This is a genomic window from Streptomyces sp. B93, from assembly GCF_018070565.1.
Classification (GTDB): domain Bacteria; phylum Actinomycetota; class Actinomycetes; order Streptomycetales; family Streptomycetaceae; genus Streptomyces.
In genome coordinates this window covers 1-16,497 of record NZ_JAGPXL010000014.1, presented here as the reverse complement: position 1 = coordinate 16,497, position 16,497 = coordinate 1, and the positions used below count along the sequence as shown (strand labels likewise).

Annotated in this window: 15 protein-coding genes and 2 tRNA genes; 9 read left to right on the top strand and 8 right to left on the bottom strand. The window is 71.0% G+C overall.

All coding sequences use genetic code 11. From position 1 onward, the window contains the following. The first annotated feature begins 11 nt into the window (after nucleotides 1-11). From ehuC to KBY47_RS15985, 5 genes are all read left to right on the top strand, one after another. Nucleotides 12-758: an ectoine/hydroxyectoine ABC transporter permease subunit EhuC gene (ehuC, locus tag KBY47_RS16005; RefSeq protein WP_210921790.1), complete on the top strand. Its 747-nt coding sequence runs from the start codon at nucleotides 12-14 to the stop codon at nucleotides 756-758. After that, nucleotides 755-1,399, top strand: coding sequence for an ectoine/hydroxyectoine ABC transporter permease subunit EhuD (gene ehuD, locus KBY47_RS16000; protein WP_210921789.1), 645 nt, complete (start codon nucleotides 755-757; stop codon nucleotides 1,397-1,399). Before ehuC ends, ehuD begins: the two co-directional genes overlap by 4 nt. Next, a complete protein-coding gene (gene ehuA / locus KBY47_RS15995) occupies nucleotides 1,389-2,219 on the top strand; it encodes an ectoine/hydroxyectoine ABC transporter ATP-binding protein EhuA (protein WP_210921788.1) in 831 nt (276 codons plus the stop codon). Before ehuD ends, ehuA begins: the two co-directional genes overlap by 11 nt. Before the next feature lie 243 nt (nucleotides 2,220-2,462). Next, entirely contained in the window at nucleotides 2,463-3,221 is a 759-nt protein-coding gene (locus KBY47_RS15990; protein ID WP_210921787.1) for an IclR family transcriptional regulator, read from the top strand. Between the two features lie 87 nt (nucleotides 3,222-3,308). Further along, a tRNA-Lys gene (locus tag KBY47_RS15985) sits at nucleotides 3,309-3,382 on the top strand. Nucleotides 3,383-3,439: 57 nt separating this feature from the next. Here the strand turns inward: KBY47_RS15985 and KBY47_RS15980 are convergent. From KBY47_RS15980 to KBY47_RS15970, 3 genes are all read right to left on the bottom strand, one after another. Continuing rightward, the gene (locus tag KBY47_RS15980; protein WP_210921786.1) at nucleotides 3,440-4,045 is read right to left on the bottom strand and encodes a lytic polysaccharide monooxygenase; all 606 of its coding nucleotides are present in this window, start codon (nucleotides 4,043-4,045) and stop codon (nucleotides 3,440-3,442) included. Between the two features lie 156 nt (nucleotides 4,046-4,201). Beyond that, on the bottom strand, nucleotides 4,202-5,299 hold the full coding sequence (locus KBY47_RS15975) for an SPFH domain-containing protein (protein ID WP_210921785.1): 1,098 nt from the start codon (nucleotides 5,297-5,299) through the stop codon (nucleotides 4,202-4,204). 47 nt (nucleotides 5,300-5,346) lie between these two features. Next, nucleotides 5,347-6,660, bottom strand: a complete 1,314-nt coding sequence (locus KBY47_RS15970) for a peptidoglycan-binding protein (RefSeq protein WP_210921784.1) — start codon at nucleotides 6,658-6,660, stop codon at nucleotides 5,347-5,349. Between the two features lie 183 nt (nucleotides 6,661-6,843). Between KBY47_RS15970 and KBY47_RS15965 the strand changes: the two genes are divergently transcribed. From KBY47_RS15965 to KBY47_RS15955, 3 genes are all read left to right on the top strand, one after another. Beyond that, nucleotides 6,844-6,917: transfer RNA gene (locus tag KBY47_RS15965), tRNA-Lys, on the top strand. A gap of 385 nt (nucleotides 6,918-7,302) precedes the next feature. Further along, the gene (locus tag KBY47_RS15960) at nucleotides 7,303-9,276 is read left to right on the top strand and encodes a glycosyltransferase family 2 protein (RefSeq protein WP_210921783.1); all 1,974 of its coding nucleotides are present in this window, start codon (nucleotides 7,303-7,305) and stop codon (nucleotides 9,274-9,276) included. Next, nucleotides 9,273-11,210, top strand: a complete 1,938-nt coding sequence (locus KBY47_RS15955) for a kelch motif-containing protein (RefSeq protein WP_210921782.1) — start codon at nucleotides 9,273-9,275, stop codon at nucleotides 11,208-11,210. The genes KBY47_RS15960 and KBY47_RS15955 overlap by 4 nt, the downstream gene beginning before the upstream one ends. Before the next feature lie 91 nt (nucleotides 11,211-11,301). Here KBY47_RS15955 and KBY47_RS15950 read toward each other — a convergent pair whose 3' ends face one another. Further along, a complete protein-coding gene (locus tag KBY47_RS15950) occupies nucleotides 11,302-12,330 on the bottom strand; it encodes a glycoside hydrolase family 6 protein (protein WP_210921781.1) in 1,029 nt (342 codons plus the stop codon). A gap of 144 nt (nucleotides 12,331-12,474) precedes the next feature. On the opposite strand from KBY47_RS15950, the gene KBY47_RS15945 reads away from it, so the two are divergent. Further along, on the top strand, nucleotides 12,475-13,284 hold the full coding sequence (locus KBY47_RS15945; protein WP_210921780.1) for a GAF and ANTAR domain-containing protein: 810 nt from the start codon (nucleotides 12,475-12,477) through the stop codon (nucleotides 13,282-13,284). Nucleotides 13,285-13,502: 218 nt separating this feature from the next. On the opposite strand, the gene KBY47_RS15940 is transcribed toward KBY47_RS15945, so the two are convergent. The 4 genes from KBY47_RS15940 to KBY47_RS15925 all read right to left on the bottom strand — a co-directional run. Beyond that, entirely contained in the window at nucleotides 13,503-14,207 is a 705-nt protein-coding gene (locus tag KBY47_RS15940) for a class F sortase (protein WP_210921779.1), read from the bottom strand. 2 nt (nucleotides 14,208-14,209) lie between these two features. Beyond that, nucleotides 14,210-14,764: a hypothetical protein gene (locus tag KBY47_RS15935; protein WP_210921778.1), complete on the bottom strand. Its 555-nt coding sequence runs from the start codon at nucleotides 14,762-14,764 to the stop codon at nucleotides 14,210-14,212. 126 nt (nucleotides 14,765-14,890) lie between these two features. Continuing rightward, entirely contained in the window at nucleotides 14,891-15,670 is a 780-nt protein-coding gene (locus KBY47_RS15930; protein WP_210921777.1) for an HAD-IIA family hydrolase, read from the bottom strand. Nucleotides 15,671-15,772: 102 nt separating this feature from the next. Next, nucleotides 15,773-16,497: hypothetical protein (locus KBY47_RS15925; RefSeq protein ID WP_210921776.1), on the bottom strand; the 725-nt coding region annotated here is incomplete at its 5' end.

Genomic DNA, 16,497 nt, shown 5'->3' with positions numbered 1-16,497 from the left:
ACCTCTCACGCATGGGTGACTTCTATACGTACTTCTTCGACCACATGCCGGACGTGTGGTCGGGGCTGTGGGTGACGGTGGCAGCGACGCTGCTCGGCGCGGCCGTCGCCCTCGCCCTGTCCTTCGTCTTCGGGTTCATGGCGAACTCCCGCCCCGTGGCCGTACGGGGCATCTCCCGGGTGATCGTGGAGTTCTTCCGCGGCACCTCGCTGTACGTCCAGCTGTTCTGGCTGTACTACGCGTTCCCGCTGATGTTCGGCTACGAGCTGACCCCGCTGTTCTGCGGCGTGGTCGCGTTCGGCATGAACTACGGGGCGTACGGCTCCGAGGTGGTGCGCGGCGCCCTCAACGCCGTACCGAAGGCGCAGTGGGAGGCGGCGGTCGCGCTGAACATGACGCCGTTCCAGCGGATGCGGCGGGTGATCCTGCCGCAGGCGTGGGTGCAGATGATCCCGCCCTTCACCAACCTGCTGATCCAGCTGCTGAAGGCGACGCCGCTGCTGTGGCTGATCTCGGCGGCCGATCTGACGGCGGTGGTGCAGCAGATGCGCGACCGCACCGGTGAGACGACCTGGGCCTATGTGACGCTGCTGGTGATCTACTTCGTCCTCGCCTACGCGCTGACGCTGCTGATGAACCTGCTGGAGCGGCACGCCAAGGCCCGCCTCGGCCGGGGCACCCCGGTCAGGGGCCTGCTGCGCACGCGTACCGCCGAGGCCGCCGAGCGGCCCCGGGCGACGGCGGGAGGCTCCCTGTGAACTACGACTGGGACTGGGGCGCGGTCGGCGACTCGTGGCCGCTGCTCTGGGAGGGCTTCAAGACGACCCTGCTGGCCACTGTCCTCGGCACCGCCGTGGCGGCCGTGCTGGGGCTGGTCGTCGCGATGGCCGGGCGGGCGCCGTCGAAGCTGCTGACGGTGCCGGTACGGGTGGCCACCGAGTTCGTGCGGTCCACTCCGCTGCTGGTGCAGCTGGTGGGCGCGTATGCGATCTTCAACACCGTTGAGCCGCTGACCATCGGCATCGTGGTGCTCGGCATCCACTACGCCGCCTATCTCTCCGAGGTGTACCGGGCGGGCATCGACGCCGTGCCGAAGGGACAGTGGGAGGCCTGCCGGGCGCTGTCGATGTCGCGGCGCCGGACCTGGCAGGCGGTGATCCTGCCGCAGGCGGTGCGCAACGTGCTGCCCGCGCTCGGCAACTACGCGATCGCCATGTTCAAGGAGACCCCGTTCCTGGCCGTGATCACGGTCCAGGAGATGGTCGCCGAGGCCCGTGAGTACGGCGCGACCAACTTCGTGTACGCCGAGACCTTCACCCTCGCGGGCCTGATCTTCCTGGCGGCGAGCTATCCGACCTCGCTGCTGATGAGAAAGCTGGAGAAGCGCCTTGGCCACTGACGACCCCTTGCAGAAGACGAGCCCGGAGCCCCTCGCGCCCACGGCCACGGACTCCGCCCCTCTGGTGCGGTTCGACCAGGTGGTCAAGCGCTACGGCGCCCATGTGGTCCTCGACCACCTGGACTTCGCCGTCGAGCGCGGCCAGCACGTGACCCTGATCGGGCCGAGCGGCTCCGGCAAGACCACGATCCTGCGGCTGCTGATGACCCTGGAGCAGGTGAGCGGCGGCACGATCTACGTGGACGGGCAGCCGCTGAGCCACATGCCCGGCCCGGGCGGCTCCCTGAAGCCCGCGAGCGAGAAGCACCAGCGGGAGATCCGCAAGCGGATCGGGATGGTGTTCCAGCAGTTCAACCTGTTCCCGAACATGAACGTGCTCCAGAACATCACCGAGGCCCCCGTCAACGTCCTCGGCCTGGAGCGCGCGGAAGCCGAGGAGCGGGCCCGGGACCTGCTCCGGCTGGTGGGCCTCGAGGAGAAGATCACCGCGCATCCCACCCAGCTGTCGGGCGGCCAGCAGCAGCGGGTGGCGATCGCGCGGGCGCTGGCCATGCGGCCGGACATCCTGCTCCTCGACGAGGTGACCTCGGCGCTCGACCCGGAGCTGGTGGCCGGGGTGCTGGACGTGCTGCGGGACATCGCGCGCAGCACGGACATCACCCTGCTCTGCGTCACCCATGAGATGAACTTCGCCCGGGACATCTCCGACCGGGTGATGATGTTCGACTCCGGCAAGGTCATCGAGTCCGGACCACCGGAGAAGATCTTCGGCGAGCCGGAGCACGAGCGCACCCGGGCCTTCCTGAGCGCGGTGCTCTGAGCACGGGCGACGCCGGTCCCGCTGGGCATATGCCAGGGGGATCGGCACCGCCCGGGAGGCCCCCGCAATCTTGTGAACAACCGCTCACCGAGCGCTTCCGGGCGGTTATCGTGGAAAGGATCCGGCCGCCCGGATCACGACCGACCCGACCCACTGACCCGACCCACCGGACCGACCAGCGAGACCGAGCAGCGAGACCGACCAAGGACCAGGCCCGCACAGCGAGCGCGCAGGGGGAACACCGTGGCGCTTAAGCACGAGCCGACCGCGCCGTACCACTCGGCCCAGGACGCCCTGCGCGTCCTGGAGACGGTGGCGCGGCGCTCCACCGGAGTCACCGACACCGAGATCGCCCGCCACACCGGCCTCGGCACGGAGCGCCTGACCACGCTCCTGCGGATGCTGCGCCGTGAGGGCTACGTCGAGCAGATCGCCGACGGCACCTACGCCACCGGCGCGACACTGACCCGCCTCGGCTCCACCCAGGGCCGGGACCGTGCGCTGCGCGAGCAGCTCCAGCGCACCCTGGACCGGCTGCGCGACTCGGTGGGCGCGGCGGTCTACATCAGCCGTTACGTGGACGGCGAGATCAGCATCGACCAGTACGCGGACGGCCCGGCCACTCCCAAGGTCAACGAGTGGGTCGACTTCCGTTCCTGCGCGCACGCCACGGCGATCGGCAAGAGCCTGCTGGGCCAGCTCGACCACAACGGCCGCCGGGACCATCTGCGCCGGCACCGGATGGCCCGCCTCACCTCGCGCACGATCACCAGCGACAAGCTGCTGCTGTCCCGGCTGGACGCGCAGCCGCCCACGGTGCCCGTCCTCGACCTCCAGGAGTACGCGATCGGCACGGTCTGCGCGGCCGTCCCGCTCACCGCCGGGTCCACGGCGGGCTGTCTCGCGCTGTCCCTGCCGGTGGAGCACGCGCACCGGCTGCGCCGGGCCGCCGACACCCTCAACCGGAGCGCGGCCCCCGTGCTGCTGTCCCTGGCGATCTAGGAGCTGGTCAGGAGCACCCTCCAGGAGCGGGTAATATTTTCCGTGTCGCCGCCGCGAGACACAGGTCGAGTGGTCGGCGGGAGTCATGCGCCGCTAGCTCAGTTGGTTAGAGCAGCTGACTCTTAATCAGCGGGTCCGGGGTTCGAGTCCCTGGCGGCGCACGGAATGAGGGGCCCTCGCGGAAGCGAGGGCCCCTCGTCGTGCACCCGTGGCCCACGTCAGAAGGTGACGTCCGAGCAGGCGTAGAACGCGTTGCCGGTGTCATGGACGGTCCACACCGCGAGGATCACGTGGTGCCCGCTCAGCCCGGACGGCAGGGTGCCGCTGTGCGAGAGCGTCGACGGCGGGCGCTGACCGCCGTAGGGGACCGTCAGAAACGGCGTGAGGTTGAGGTCGGAGCGGGCCAGGTTGTGGTTCTGGTTCCAGCCCGGCTTGGTGACGTAGTACTTGAAGTCGGTCGTGGCGTGCATGGCCGTGAACTGCCAGCGGAAGGTGTAGCTCTGCCCGCCGCTGACCCGCGTCGTCGGCCAGGCGCCGCCCGAGGGCGTGCGCGGGCTGTCGAGCGCGGCGAACGGCGTGTTGCCTGCGGAGCAGATCCGGCCGTCGGCCGGTCCGGAGGCCGGGAAGCCCTTGGGCCCCTCGACGCTCTGCGGCTCCCACTGGATGGCGCCGCAGTTGGCCACGGAGCCGTTCTGGCAGAGCTTCTGCCTGCTGATGGGGAGGTCGGTGTAGCCGTGGCCACTGGCTCCACCGGAGGAGAGCACCAGGGCGCCGGTGGTGGCGAGACCCACCATCGCGGCGGACAACTTGGTCTTTCTGCGCATACTGCCGCTCCTGGGACGTGGGGGAAGATCAGTGAGCTTGCAGGTCTAGACCAAGTCCCAGATTATGGCTGACGCTTGAACATGTCCATACCAATCGCGGGACGCGTTCCCCGGCCGTCCCGCCCGCCCGCGACCCCGCCCCTCACGCCCCGCCCCTCATCCCCCGGGCTCGGCCCGTCCCGCGCAGAACGCCACCGTCAAGTCCTTGACGAGCGCCTTGCGTTCGTAGTCGTCCAGCTCCACCAGACCGCGCACGGTCAGCCGGGTCACGGTGTCCTCCACGGAGTCCACCACCGAGGTCAGCACACTCGCCCGCTGCCGGGCGTCCAGCGCGGCGATCCGGCGCCGGTGCATCGCGGCGGCCACCTCCGGCGCGTACTCCACCCGCACCGGCCGCACCGAGAACACCTCGATCCCGACGGCCGCCGCGTCCGCCGTCACCAGCCGGGTCAGCGTCTCCGCCGCCGACACCACCGGCCCGGCCGCGGTGCCCGGCACCTCCACCGGCACCCGCGCCAACGCCGCCTCCACGCACTCCCGCAGATAGCCCTCGTGGTCCTCGATCCCCAGCGTGGCCCGCGCGGTGTCCCGCACCCGCCACACCACCAGCACCACCACCCGTACGGCCATGCCGGCCCCGTCCGCCGCGGGCATCGGCTCGCTGCGCCAGTGCCGCAGCCGCACATCGACCCGGCGCCGCGACAGCAGCGGATTGACCCACAGCAGCCCGGTCCGCCGTACGGTCCCCCGGTACCGCCCGAACAGCCCGAGCACCCAGGCCCGCCCGGTCCGCCCCCTGGCCAGCCCGCCGAACCCGAACAGCCCCAGCCCCCCGGACCCCGCGTACGCCGCCCACCGCAGCGGACCCAGCCCGGCACCCGGCGCCCCCGGCAGGCCCAGCGCCGCCACCGCGTCCGGCGGCAGCAGCCCCGCCCACCAGGAGGTGGCCAGGCACCCGGCCGCCCCCGCGGCACCGGCGAGCACCCCGACCACCCCGGGCAGCACCCGCGCGGGCCGCTCGGCCAGCTCCGGGTCGGGCTCCGGGGCCGGGCGGGTGCGCGGCTGTTCGCCCGTGCCCTGGCGACGGGCCACCACCGCCGGGCCGAGCGGCACCGACACCGGGTCGGGTCCGTCACGGAACAGCAGGTGCACGGGGATCTCGGTGGTGGCCTCGTTCTGGATGAGCCGGGCGGGCCGCGCCGGCCCCTCGGACTCCGGGGTCGGTGATGACGTCGATGAAACGGTGGTGCTCACGCGTGCCTCCAGCCTCCGCGCCAGATGCGTCACAACAGTTCACGGGTTCACAGGAACAGCCGGCGCCAGGTCTCCGGCCCCGGGTAGCCGTCCGCCGCGCCGCCCCGCCAGCCCTGGGCGCGCTGGAAGGCCTCGACGTTGCGGCGGTCGGCCTCGCCCCAGCGCGGGCCCGGCCCGCTCGTGTAGTGCTTGCCGAAACCCTTCTTCACCAGCTGCCGCCCGAGCAGCGTGACGTGCCGGTTCTCGGCGCCGGGCCGGAACGCGCCCTTGCCCGGGTAGGCGGGGACCGCGCCCGTCGACGGGGCCCCGGGCGCCGGCCCGGCGGTGATGTCCCGCCCTTTCCCGGTGGTCAGCAGCGACCAGGTACCCGGCCCCGGCAGCCCGTCCGCGTCCCGGCCCGTCCAGCCCTGGGCCAGCTGGAACGCCCGGGTCGCCCTGCGGTCCGCTTCCGTCCAGCGCGGTCCGGGGCCGGTGGCGTAGTGGCGGCCGGCGCCGCGCTCGACGAGCATCCGGCCCAGCAGGGTGACGTACCCGTTGTCCGCGCCGGGCCCGAAGTGGGCCGCTCCCGGGTACGGCGTCCCCGCCCCCACCGAGGACTTCCCGCCCCCGCCCGGCGGCCCGGCGGCGACCTCCGTCACCCCCTTGTAGCGGTAGGGGACGTACCGGTCGGAGTCGCTCCAGTAGGCGTACGGCGTGGCCTGGCTGCGGGTATGGGGGCGGGTCTGCTCGTAGGCGACGTAGGAGGTGCGGGCGGTGTCCGTCCAGCCGCCGAAGATCACCACATGGGAACCCTTGTGCGGGTCGGCCTGGTTGTGGAAGAGGAGGATGTCGCCGGGCCGGAGGTCCGCCTTGGCGATCCGTACGGCGACCTGGCCGAGGCTGCCCGTCCACTCGTTGCCCGGCAGCCTCCAGGCCATCGACACATAGCCCGAGCAGTCCTGCCGGTAGCCGTCGGACCAGTAGGCGGTCAGGCTGTAGGGCACCTTCGCGGCGACCCACTCGCGCGCCCGGTCGATGATCTCCGCCCGGGTGATCGTGGGCAGCTGGGCCACGGAGGCGGGACGGCCCGTCGGACCGTACAGCGGGGCCCTGTTCCCCTGCGGGGTGTCGGGCCTGTCCTGGGGTACGTCTGGCTCGTCACCTGCGGGAACGCCGGGACGCTCCGGAGCGTGCGCGGCGGCGGGGACGGCGTGCGCCGCCCCGAGGGCCGCGGTGGCCGCCGCGGCGACGGCGACCGTCCGGAGCCGGGCGCCGTGGTGTCCGTACGCCGGGGCGGCCGGGATTGCGCGGCGCAGCCGGTCGCAGCCGGGGCAGTCGCAGTCGTCGGCGGGGTCGATGTCCTGGAAGACCGGGGACTCCATGCGATCTCCCTCACACTCCGGGGGTGAATGTCCACGTTGTGCACATTGATCAGCTTCTCAACTGTCCGGATGGTGCGCATGTTGACGGTCCGAATGATGTACGGGGCCGACCGGGGCCCCACCGCCCCGGTGCCGGTGGTCGGAGGCACCCCTGGAGGTCATGTAGGGTTAACCCGTCAGCAGGCGCCGCTAGCTCAGTTGGTTAGAGCAGCTGACTCTTAATCAGCGGGTCCGGGGTTCGAGTCCCTGGCGGCGCACCGACGGCAGGGCCTCTCGCGACAGCGGGAGGCCTTTTGCATGCTCTGGCCAAAGCCCGCAAACCCGGTAAACACCACGTATCGCGTCTTGCGATCATGCTGGACGGCGTAGAACCCTGGTCTGTCGAACGGCCGCTGATACGAGCAGGTTGGGGGCACGGCCGGTCGCCGGAGCGCGGGGAGAGGGGCCCCGTCCATACGGCGATGCCGAGGGGGGCATCATGCAACCGGAAGGAACCGGAACGCCGCGGTTCCATGTCTATAGGGTGTGCAGACCATGTGGTGACTTCGGTCAACCACTGATACGTCTGTGACGGTCGAGGGGGAGCGACACGGACGACAGGAACCGACGTACACGCGAGGCCAGCGTGTGGGGGGATGACTCATGACGTCGACGCCGACGGGCGCCGGGCGGAACCACGACCCGTCACAGACCACCCAGCTCAGGGTGGACGGGCACCGGATGAGCACGACGGGCACGTTCCGCCGCATCAAGAAGACGCTGCCGAGATACGACTACGAGCACTACAGCCGCCTGGCGGGTCCCCTCACCCAGCCCGATCCGAACAAGCCGTACAAGGTGCAGTACCGCTCCCTGATCTCCCAGGAGCCGCACCGGATACGGGTCGCCCTGATGCTGGCCGCCGCACCGCTGCTGTCACTGGTCCTGCTCGCCTGGCTGCTCCAGCCCTCGCACTGGACCGAGCGCGACTACGTCGAGTACGACTTCCTGCCCACGCTCGACATCGTGATGCTGGTCTCGATCGGTCTGATCGAGTTCTTCCGCTGTATGAACGTGCTGTCGAACGCGCACGCCACGCTGGTCGCCCGCGACCCGGTCCCGGTGGTGCCCGAGACCGGCACCCGCGTCGCCTTCCTCACCTCCTTCGTGCCCGGCAAGGAGCCGCTGGAGATGGTGACGAAGACCCTGGAGGCGGCCGTACGCATCCGCCACCGGGGCCTGATGCACGTATGGCTGCTCGACGAGGGCGACGACCCGGCGGTCAAGGAGGTCTGCGCCCGCCTCGGCGTGCACCACTTCTCCCGCAAGGGCGTCGCCCGCTGGAACCAGGCCAAGGGCCCGCACCGCGCCAAGACCAAGCACGGCAACTACAACGCCTGGCTCGACGCGCATGGCGACGACTACGACTTCTTCGCCTCCGTCGACACCGACCACGTGCCGCTGCCCAACTACCTGGAGCGGATGCTCGGCTTCTTCCGCGACCCGGACGTCGGCTTCGTCATCGGCCCGCAGGTGTACGGCAACTACGACAACTTCGTCACCAAGGCCGCCGAGTCACAGCAGTTCCTCTTCCACGCGCTGATCCAGCGCGCGGGCAACAAGTACGGCTCCCCCATGTTCGTCGGCACCTCCAACGCGGTGCGCATCAAGGCGCTCAAGCAGATCGGCGGGCTGTACGACTCGATCACCGAGGACATGGCGACCGGCTTCGAGATGCACCGCGCCAAGAACCCGGCGACGGGCCGCAAGTGGCGCTCGGTGTACACCCCGGACGTGCTCGCCGTCGGTGAGGGCCCCAACGCCTGGACGGACTTCTTCACCCAGCAGATGCGCTGGTCGCGGGGGACGTACGAGACGATCCTCAAGCAGTACTGGAAGGGCTGGTACTCGCTGCCGCCGAGCAAGCTCTTCAACTACACGATGATGATCATCTTCTACCCGATGTCGGCCCTCAACTGGATTCTCGCGGCGCTGAGCTGTGTGCTGTTCCTCGGGCTCGGCGCCTCGGGTGTGAGCATCGACCCGGCCGTGTGGCTGATGCTCTACGGCAACGCCTCCGCCCTCCAGATCGGCCTCTACGTCTGGAACCGCCGCCACAACGTCTCCCCGCACGAGCCGGAGGGCTCCGGCGGTGTGGCGGGCATGGTGATGTCCGCGCTGTCGGCGCCGCTGTACGCCAAGGCGCTGATCGACTCGATGCTGCGCCGCAAGAGCAAGTTCGTCGTCACCCCCAAGGGCGACTCGGCCAGCCCCGACACCTGGTTCGGTACCTTCCGGTACCACTGGTACTTCATCCTGATCTTCGGTGGCTCCATCGCCGCCGGGTTCGTCTTCGGCCACTCGCACCCCGCGATGATCATCTGGGCGTCCTTCGCCCTGCTGATCACCGCGTCGCCGATCTTCGCCTGGCGGCACGCGCTGCGGAAGCTGACCAGGCGGCCCGCAGCACACGCCGCCCCGGCGGCGGCACCGGAACCGCGGGACGCGCAGCCGTATCCGGCCCACACCCCGCAGCAGCGGCCCCAGTGGGCCGACGGCAACGGCGGCGGGGCCGACGGGGGAAGTGACCAGACCATGCAAATCGCCCTGGGTGGACTTGGGGGACGTAAGGAATGAAAGACCGTGCCGGCCGCCGCCGCGCCCGTCGACTCGCGATAGGCACGGCGGTGGTGATCGCGCTGGCCGGAATGAACGGACCGTGGCTCTACCGCTTCGGAACCGAGAAATACCACCAGTACCAGATCAACCGACCGGAGTACAAAGCCGAGAACGGCCACTGGGAAATCATCGAATTCCCCGAGGAATACCGGCTCAACACCATCCACGCGGCACTGCTGCGCACCGGGAAGGTGCTGCTCGTCGCGGGCTCCGGAAACAACCAGGACAACTTCGACGCGAAGAAGTTCGACACCCGGGTCTGGGACCCGGTGAAGAACACCATCAAGAAGGTCCCGACGCCGAACGACCTGTTCTGCACCGGCCACACCCAGCTCGCCAACGGCAATCTGCTGATCGCGGGCGGCACCAAGCGGTACGAGAAACTCAAGGGCGATGTCACCAAGGCCGGTGGCCTGATGGTCGTCCACAACGAGAACCCGGACAAGCCGATCACCCTGCCCGCGGGCACCAAGTTCACCGGCAAGGAGAACGGCAAGACGTTCGTCTCCAAGGACCCGGTCCTGGTGCCCCGCGCCGAGAAGGTGTTCGACCCGGAGACCGGCGCGTTCCTGCGCAACGACCCCGGGCTCGGCCGTATCTATGTCGAGGCCCAGCAGTCCGGCGCCAAGTACGAGACCGGCACCCAGGACAACTACCGCGTCCAGGGCCTCACCGGCGCCGACGCCCGCAACACCTACGGCATGGCCGAGAAACTCGCCCTCGACAAGAAGGACTTCCAGGGCATCCGCGACGCCTACGAGTTCGACCCGGTCGCCGAGAAGTACATCAAGGTCGACCCGATGAACGAGGCCCGCTGGTACCCCACCCTGACCACGCTCAGTGACGGGAAGATCCTCAGCGTCTCCGGCCTCGACGACATCGGGCAGCTGGTGCCGGGCAAGAACGAGGTCTACGACCCCGAGACCAAGAAGTGGACCTACACCGACGAGGTCCGTCAGTTCCCGACGTATCCCGCGCTGTTCCTGATGCAGAACGGCAAGGTCTTCTACTCGGGCTCCAACGCGGGCTACGGACCGGACGACGTGGGGCGCGACCCCGGCGTCTGGGACGTGGAGACCAACAAGTTCCGCAAGATCCCCGGGCTCAGCGACGCCGACCAGATGGAGACGTCCGGCACGGTGCTGCTGCCTCCGGCGCAGGACGAGAAGTACATGGTGATCGGTGGCGGCGGGGTCGGCGAGTCCACGCTGTCCAGTGAGAAGACCCGGATCGTGGACCTCAAGGCCGACGAACCGCGGTTCGTGGACGGGCCGTCGCTGGAGAAGGGCACACGGTATCCGCAGGCGTCCGTCCTGCCGGACGACACCGTCCTCGTCTCCGGCGGCTCCGAGGACTACCGCGGGCGCGGTGACTCCAACATCCTCCAGGCGCGGATCTACGACACGGAGACGAACACGTTCCAGCGCGTCGCCGATCCGCTGGTCGGGCGCAACTACCACTCCGGGTCGATCCTGCTGCCCGACGGGCGGGTGATGTTCTTCGGGTCCGACTCGCTCTTCGCGGACAAGGCGAACAGCAAGCCGGGGAAGTTCGAGCAGCGGGTCGAGATCTACACGCCGCCGTATCTGTACCGCGGGGAGCGGCCTTCTCTCTCCGGCGGGCCGGAGACCATCGAGCGGGGCGAATCGGGGACGTTCACCTCGAAGGACGCCTCGGCCATCAAGACGGCGCGGTTGATCCGGCCGAGTGCGTCCACGCATGTGACGGACGTGGACCAGCGGTCCATCGCGCTGGACTTCGAGGTGTCGGGGGACGAGGTCACCGTGACGGTGCCGAAGAACCGGAACCTGGTGCAGGGTGGGTGGTACATGCTGTTCGTCGCCGACGGGCAGGGGACGCCCAGTGAGGCGCGGTGGGTTCGGGTTCCTTAGGGTTGTGTGGTGTGTGCGGGCGCGGGGGGCTGGTCGCGCCCACGCGGCGGAGCCGCATATCAGGCACAGCCCCGCGCCCCTATGAGGGCGTTCAGCCCTCCGCCAGCTTCAGCGCGTACTCCGGCCACCAGTCGCCCGCCTTCGGGCCGCCCTTGCACTCGCCGTCCGACTCGCCCGGGCGCTTGATCCAGAGGTAGGCGTCGACGAGCGGGTCGGCCGTCTTGGTGGTCGGGGTCTCGCCGAGGGCGCGGCCCGGCGGGTTGCACCAGTTCTCGGCGGGGTCGCCCTCGGTGTAGGGGCCGTTGCCGTTGCGGCTGGTGTCGATGACGAAGGGCTTGTCGCCGATCTTGGCGGAGAGTTCCTTGCCGTAGGCGATGGAGTCCTCGGTGGAGTAGAAGTTGGAGACGTTCACCGAGAAGCCGTCGGCCTGCTCGACGCCCGCCCACTTCAGCGGCTCGAAGATCTGGTCGGGGTTGCCCCAGCCCGCGTTGCCCGCGTCCAGGTAGACCTTGGTGGACGGCGATGACTTCAGCTTGCCGATGGCGTACTTGAGGAGGTCGTAGCGCTCCTCGTGGAACTCGCCCGGGGTGCAGCCGTCCACCAGGTGGAGGACCGCGTCGGGTTCCAGGACGACCGTCGCCGGACGGTCGCCGATGCCCTTGGCGACCGCGTCGATCCAGCCGCGGTAGGTGTCCCCGTCGGCGGCGCCACCGCCCGAGTACTGGCCGCAGTCGCGGTGCGGGATGTTGTAGAGGACGAGCAGGGCCGTGCGGTCGGCCTTCGCGGCGGCCTGCGTGAAGCCGCGCGCCTCCTGCTCGGGCTGGTCCGGGCTGATCCACTCGCCGGTCGGCTGCTGGGCGATCTTGCGGATCTCCTCGGCCCGCGCGTCCTGGCCCGCCTTCTCGTAGTCGGCGACCTGCTGGGCCGCGTTGCCGTCCGGGTTGACCCAGAACGGGTTGGCGTCCTTGGGCTGCTGGGTGATCCCCGCGCCCGCGTCACCGTTGCCGGGCCCGCCGCCGTCCCCGTCACCGTCGCCGGAGGAGCATCCCGCGATCAGCAGCGCCGCCCCCAGCACCGCCGTGATCGCCCGCGCTCCGGCAGCCCCCCTCGTGCCGTACATCCAACTCCCCCTTGGGCGCACTGTTCCAAGCCCCAATCCTGACATAGGTCGCGCTGGGCCGCGTCGGGGCCGCCGGGACGGCGGCAGGCTTGTCCACGGCTTGTGATGACAGCTTCGGGAGTTGTGAGAGGGAGAGACGGGTCCATGGACGACACGAACCGGGAACTGCGGCTCGCCGCCGCGTTGGTCGAGGCCGCCGACACCCTGACCGAAGGGTTCGACCGGGGACGGCAGTTGCGGAGGCTGGCGGACCGGTGTGTGGAGGTGCTGTCCGCGCGGGGCGCCGGGATCATGCTGATCGACGACGGGCGCGCGGCGTCACTGACCGCGAGCGGGGCGCGCGAGGAGCTGGCACTGGAACTCCTGGCCGCCCAGCGCGACGAGGGGCCGTGCCTCGACAGTTACCGCTCCCGGCGGCCGGTGCCGCCGGTGGCGCTCGGGTCGGCGGGGGCGGCGTCCCGCTGGCCGGGGTTCACCCGGCGGGCGCTGCGGCACGGCGTCGCGGCGACGTTCGCCGTGCCGTTGCGGCGCCGGGAGCGGGTGCTGGGCGCGCTGAACGTCTTCCTGCCCGATACCGCGGGGACGGACACCGCGGGGGCGGACAGCTGGGGGACGGACACCAGAGGGACGGACATCGGGGGAACGGCCGAGCTGCGTCTGGCGCAGGCGCTCGCCGACGGGGCCGTCCTCGGGCTGCACAACAACGCCCTGTACCGCCAGTGCCGTGCGCGCGCCGGGCAGTTGGAGCAGGCCCTGTCCAGCAGGGTCCGCATCGAGCAGGCCAAGGGCATGCTCGCCGAGCGCTGGGGCACCGCGCCCGACGACGCGTTCACGGCGTTACGGCGGTACGCGCGCCGTCACCGGCTGCCGCTGGAGCGGGTGGCCCAGTCGGTGGTCGAGGGCACGGCGGACGACGCGGCGCTGCGGCGGGAGTCCGGGCAGGCTGATCCCTAGGCCGGGACCGGTCAACTGTTCTACAGTCGTGTCGGACGGCCCCAGCCCCCGGCCGTATCTCGCCCACCGTGGCATCCACGCCTCCCGCGCAGGTCGCCGGGTTACTCCCGCAGCCCGTGCGCGCGCGGTCGAGGACCAGCCCGGTCGGCGGCCTTCGGGGGAGTTCCAGGTCGCCGACCGGGCCAGGTACCCGGACACGCGGGTGCCCGGTGTGCCGTTCACAGGCCCGTGCCCGTCAGGTACGCCGAGACGACCACGTTCGCCGTGTAGCTGCGGCTCGCCCGGTCGAAGGTGCCGCCGCAGGTGACGAGGCGGAGTTCGGCACGGCCGGACTCCCGTGGCCCGTAGGCCTGGCGGGCGTCGAAGCGGTCGCGGGTGAGGACCTGGACGTCCTCGATGGTGAACTCGGCGACCTTGCCGTCGTCGCGGATCACCCGGATCTGCTCGCCGGGCTTGAGCGCGCTCAGCTTGTAGAAGACGGCGGGGCGGGTCTCGGTGTCGACGTGGCCCACCATCAGGGCGGTTCCGGCGGCGCCCGGCCGGACGCCCGCGGCGTACCAGCCGACGACGCCGGGACGGTCGTAGGGCGGGGGGTCGATGGCGCCGCGCTGGTCCAGGCCGCGGGCCACGACCGGTGCCCGGACGTCCAGGTAGGGGATGTCGAGGCGCTGCGGCAGCGCCGCCCGCAACGGTTCGGCGGCGGGCGGCAGCGGGGTGGTCGGGGGCCGCCCGGCCGCCGCCATGTCGCCGGTGGCCGGCGCGGATATCCCGTGCCGTACATCGGTGACCTCACGGCCCCACAGCCACAGGCCGAGCAGCAGCACGGCCCAGACGACGCCGGTCACGACCCGGCCGGGGCCGCGGGGGCGGGCGGGGGCCTCCGGCGCGTCCACGGGCTCGGGGGTGTCCTGGTAGCGGGACATGGTCAGTCCGTCCCGCGGCTCCGGCGGGCGCTGCGCAGCGCCACGGCCACGGCGGCGATGCCCGCGAGGACCAGACCGGTCACGGTGTGCGCGGTGCCGGGGCCGGTGCGGCTCTCGTCGACGGTGGCGAGGCGGGCGGTGCCGCCGCCGCCCGCGCTGACGGGGGCGACCGGGGAGGCGTGGGCGGTCGGGGTGGCGGGCGCCTTGGCCGGGGTGCCGACGGTGAGGTCGGACGAGTGCCGGACGTCGCCGCCGCAGGTCACCTTGACGGCGTAGACGCCGGCCTCCAGCGAGGTGCGGATGCGGGTCTCACCGGTCAGGGTGCCGCCCGAGCCGGTCAGCCGGGCGTCGGCGACGAACGCCGCCGAGGCCGCGACGGCGGTGCTGCCGGGGCAGTCGGTCACGCGCAGCGCGATGTCGGTGCCGGGCGCGGGGGCCGCGGGTTCGACGGATACACCGCCGTCGGCCGCGTACGCCGTGCCGGGCACGTACGCCGTGGGGGTGAGGGTGGCGGCCGCCAGGACGCCGGTACAGAGAGTGAGTCGCAGTGAACTCATCGTGGAACCTCCAGACACCTGGAGACTCCCCCGCACGGACCGCGCCCGCATCCTCAGCGGACGCGGGAGTGGTCCGTACGGGTGAGTTTTCACCGCTGAGCGGTTTAGGGCCCGTCGGCCCGGCCGCTAGACGCGCTCCACCAGGTCCGCGATCGAGTCGACGACCTGCGACGGGCGGTAGGGGAAGTCCTCCACCTGCTCCGGCCGGGTGAGGCCGGTGAGCACGAGGAAGGTCTGCATCCCCGCCTCTATCCCGGCGAGTACGTCGGTGTCCATCCGGTCGCCGATCATGGCGCTGGTCTCGGAGTGGGCGCCGATGGCGTTCAGCCCGGTGCGCATCATCAGCGGGTTGGGCTTGCCCGCGAAGTACGGCCTGCGGCCGGTCGCCTTGGTGATCAGCGCGGCCACCGCGCCGGTCGCCGGGAGCGGGCCCTCGGTGGAGGGGCCCGTCTCGTCGGGGTTGGTGCAGATGAAGCGGGCGCCGCCGTTGATCAGCCGGACCGCCTTGGTCATGGCCTCGAAGGAGTAGGTGCGGGTCTCGCCGAGGACGACGTAGTCCGGCTCGTGGTCGGTGAGGATGTAGCCGATGTCGTGCAGGGCCGTCGTCAGTCCCGCCTCGCCGATCACGTACGCCGATCCGCCGGGGCGCTGGTCGTCCAGGAACTTGGCGGTGGCCAGCGCGGACGTCCAGATGTTCTCGATCGGCACGTCCAGGCCCATGCGGCGCAGCCGGGCGTGCAGGTCGCGCGGGGTGTAGATGGAGTTGTTGGTGAGGACGAGGAAGGGCTTGTCCGAGTCCCGCAGCTTCTTCAGGAAGGCGTCGGCGCCGGGGATCGGTACGCCCTCGTGGATCAGCACACCGTCCATGTCGGTGAGCCATGAATCGATGGGCTTGCGGTCTGCCATGTGCGGAATCTCCTGCCGTACGCCAGTACGCGGTGCTACGTGGGGCCAGCCTAGGCAACGACCGATCTTGTGGGAACGGGTGCTCGCCTCGGCTTCCGCCCGTCACCGCCGCCCGCGGACCAGGAACAGCGCGACGGCACCGGTCAGGAGCAGGGCGGCGGCGAGGGCGGCGGGCAGGGTGGGGGTGCCGGTGGCCGCGAGTTCCTCGACGGCGGGGAGGCGGTCCTCGCGGGGTGTGGCGGGGTTCGTCGTACTGGTCCCGGTACCGGTACTGGTCCCGGTACCGGTTTCCGGCTCCGGGTCCCCGTCCGCCGTCTCCCTCTCCGGGTCCGGGTCCGTGGGCGGGTCCCGGTCGGCGGCGATGGTGAAGCGGTAGTCGTCGGACTGCCCGACCCAGTCACCGTCGTCGCCCCGCCGCTGGACGACGGCCGCGTTGGCGGTGACCTCGTTGCGTACGGCGTCGGAGGTGATCGCCAGCCGCACCCGCACGGAGACGGTACGGCCGGGCGCCACCGTGAACCCCGGGAAGCCGTCGTCGAAGGCGCCGACCAGCTCGTCCTGGTCGGTCGCCTCCCACCGCACGGGACGCGGGCGCGGCCCGGCACCGTCGTAGAACTCCAGCCGGGACTGCTCGGGCGTCAACTTCCGTCGTTCGTCGACGAGTACGACGACGGGGTGGATGCCGGTGCAGGGGCGGGCGGTGGTGTTCGTGAGGTCGATCACCCAGCTGCCGAAGCCGCCCCCGGCCTGGTAGGTGTCGGGGCCGCCGCGGATGCGGGTGGTGACCGGGAAGTCGCGGGTGCCGGGAGCGGCGGCACAGCCGGGAC

Excerpts from the sequence above, each read along its gene's own strand:
- KBY47_RS15940 (WP_210921779.1), bottom strand. The coding sequence starts at position 14,207 with ATGTCCCGCTACCAGGACACCCCCGAGCCCGTGGACGCGCCGGAGGCC.
- ehuC (WP_210921790.1), top strand. The coding sequence starts at position 12 with ATGGGTGACTTCTATACGTACTTCTTCGACCACATGCCGGACGTGTGG.
- KBY47_RS15945 (WP_210921780.1), top strand. The coding sequence starts at position 12,475 with ATGGACGACACGAACCGGGAACTGCGGCTCGCCGCCGCGTTGGTCGAG.
- KBY47_RS15950 (WP_210921781.1), bottom strand. The coding sequence starts at position 12,330 with ATGTACGGCACGAGGGGGGCTGCCGGAGCGCGGGCGATCACGGCGGTG.
- KBY47_RS15955 (WP_210921782.1), top strand. The coding sequence starts at position 9,273 with ATGAAAGACCGTGCCGGCCGCCGCCGCGCCCGTCGACTCGCGATAGGC.
- KBY47_RS15930 (WP_210921777.1), bottom strand. The coding sequence starts at position 15,670 with ATGGCAGACCGCAAGCCCATCGATTCATGGCTCACCGACATGGACGGT.
- KBY47_RS15960 (WP_210921783.1), top strand. The coding sequence starts at position 7,303 with ATGACGTCGACGCCGACGGGCGCCGGGCGGAACCACGACCCGTCACAG.
- KBY47_RS15980 (WP_210921786.1), bottom strand. The coding sequence starts at position 4,045 with ATGCGCAGAAAGACCAAGTTGTCCGCCGCGATGGTGGGTCTCGCCACC.
- KBY47_RS15935 (WP_210921778.1), bottom strand. The coding sequence starts at position 14,764 with ATGAGTTCACTGCGACTCACTCTCTGTACCGGCGTCCTGGCGGCCGCC.
- KBY47_RS15970 (WP_210921784.1), bottom strand. The coding sequence starts at position 6,660 with ATGGAGTCCCCGGTCTTCCAGGACATCGACCCCGCCGACGACTGCGAC.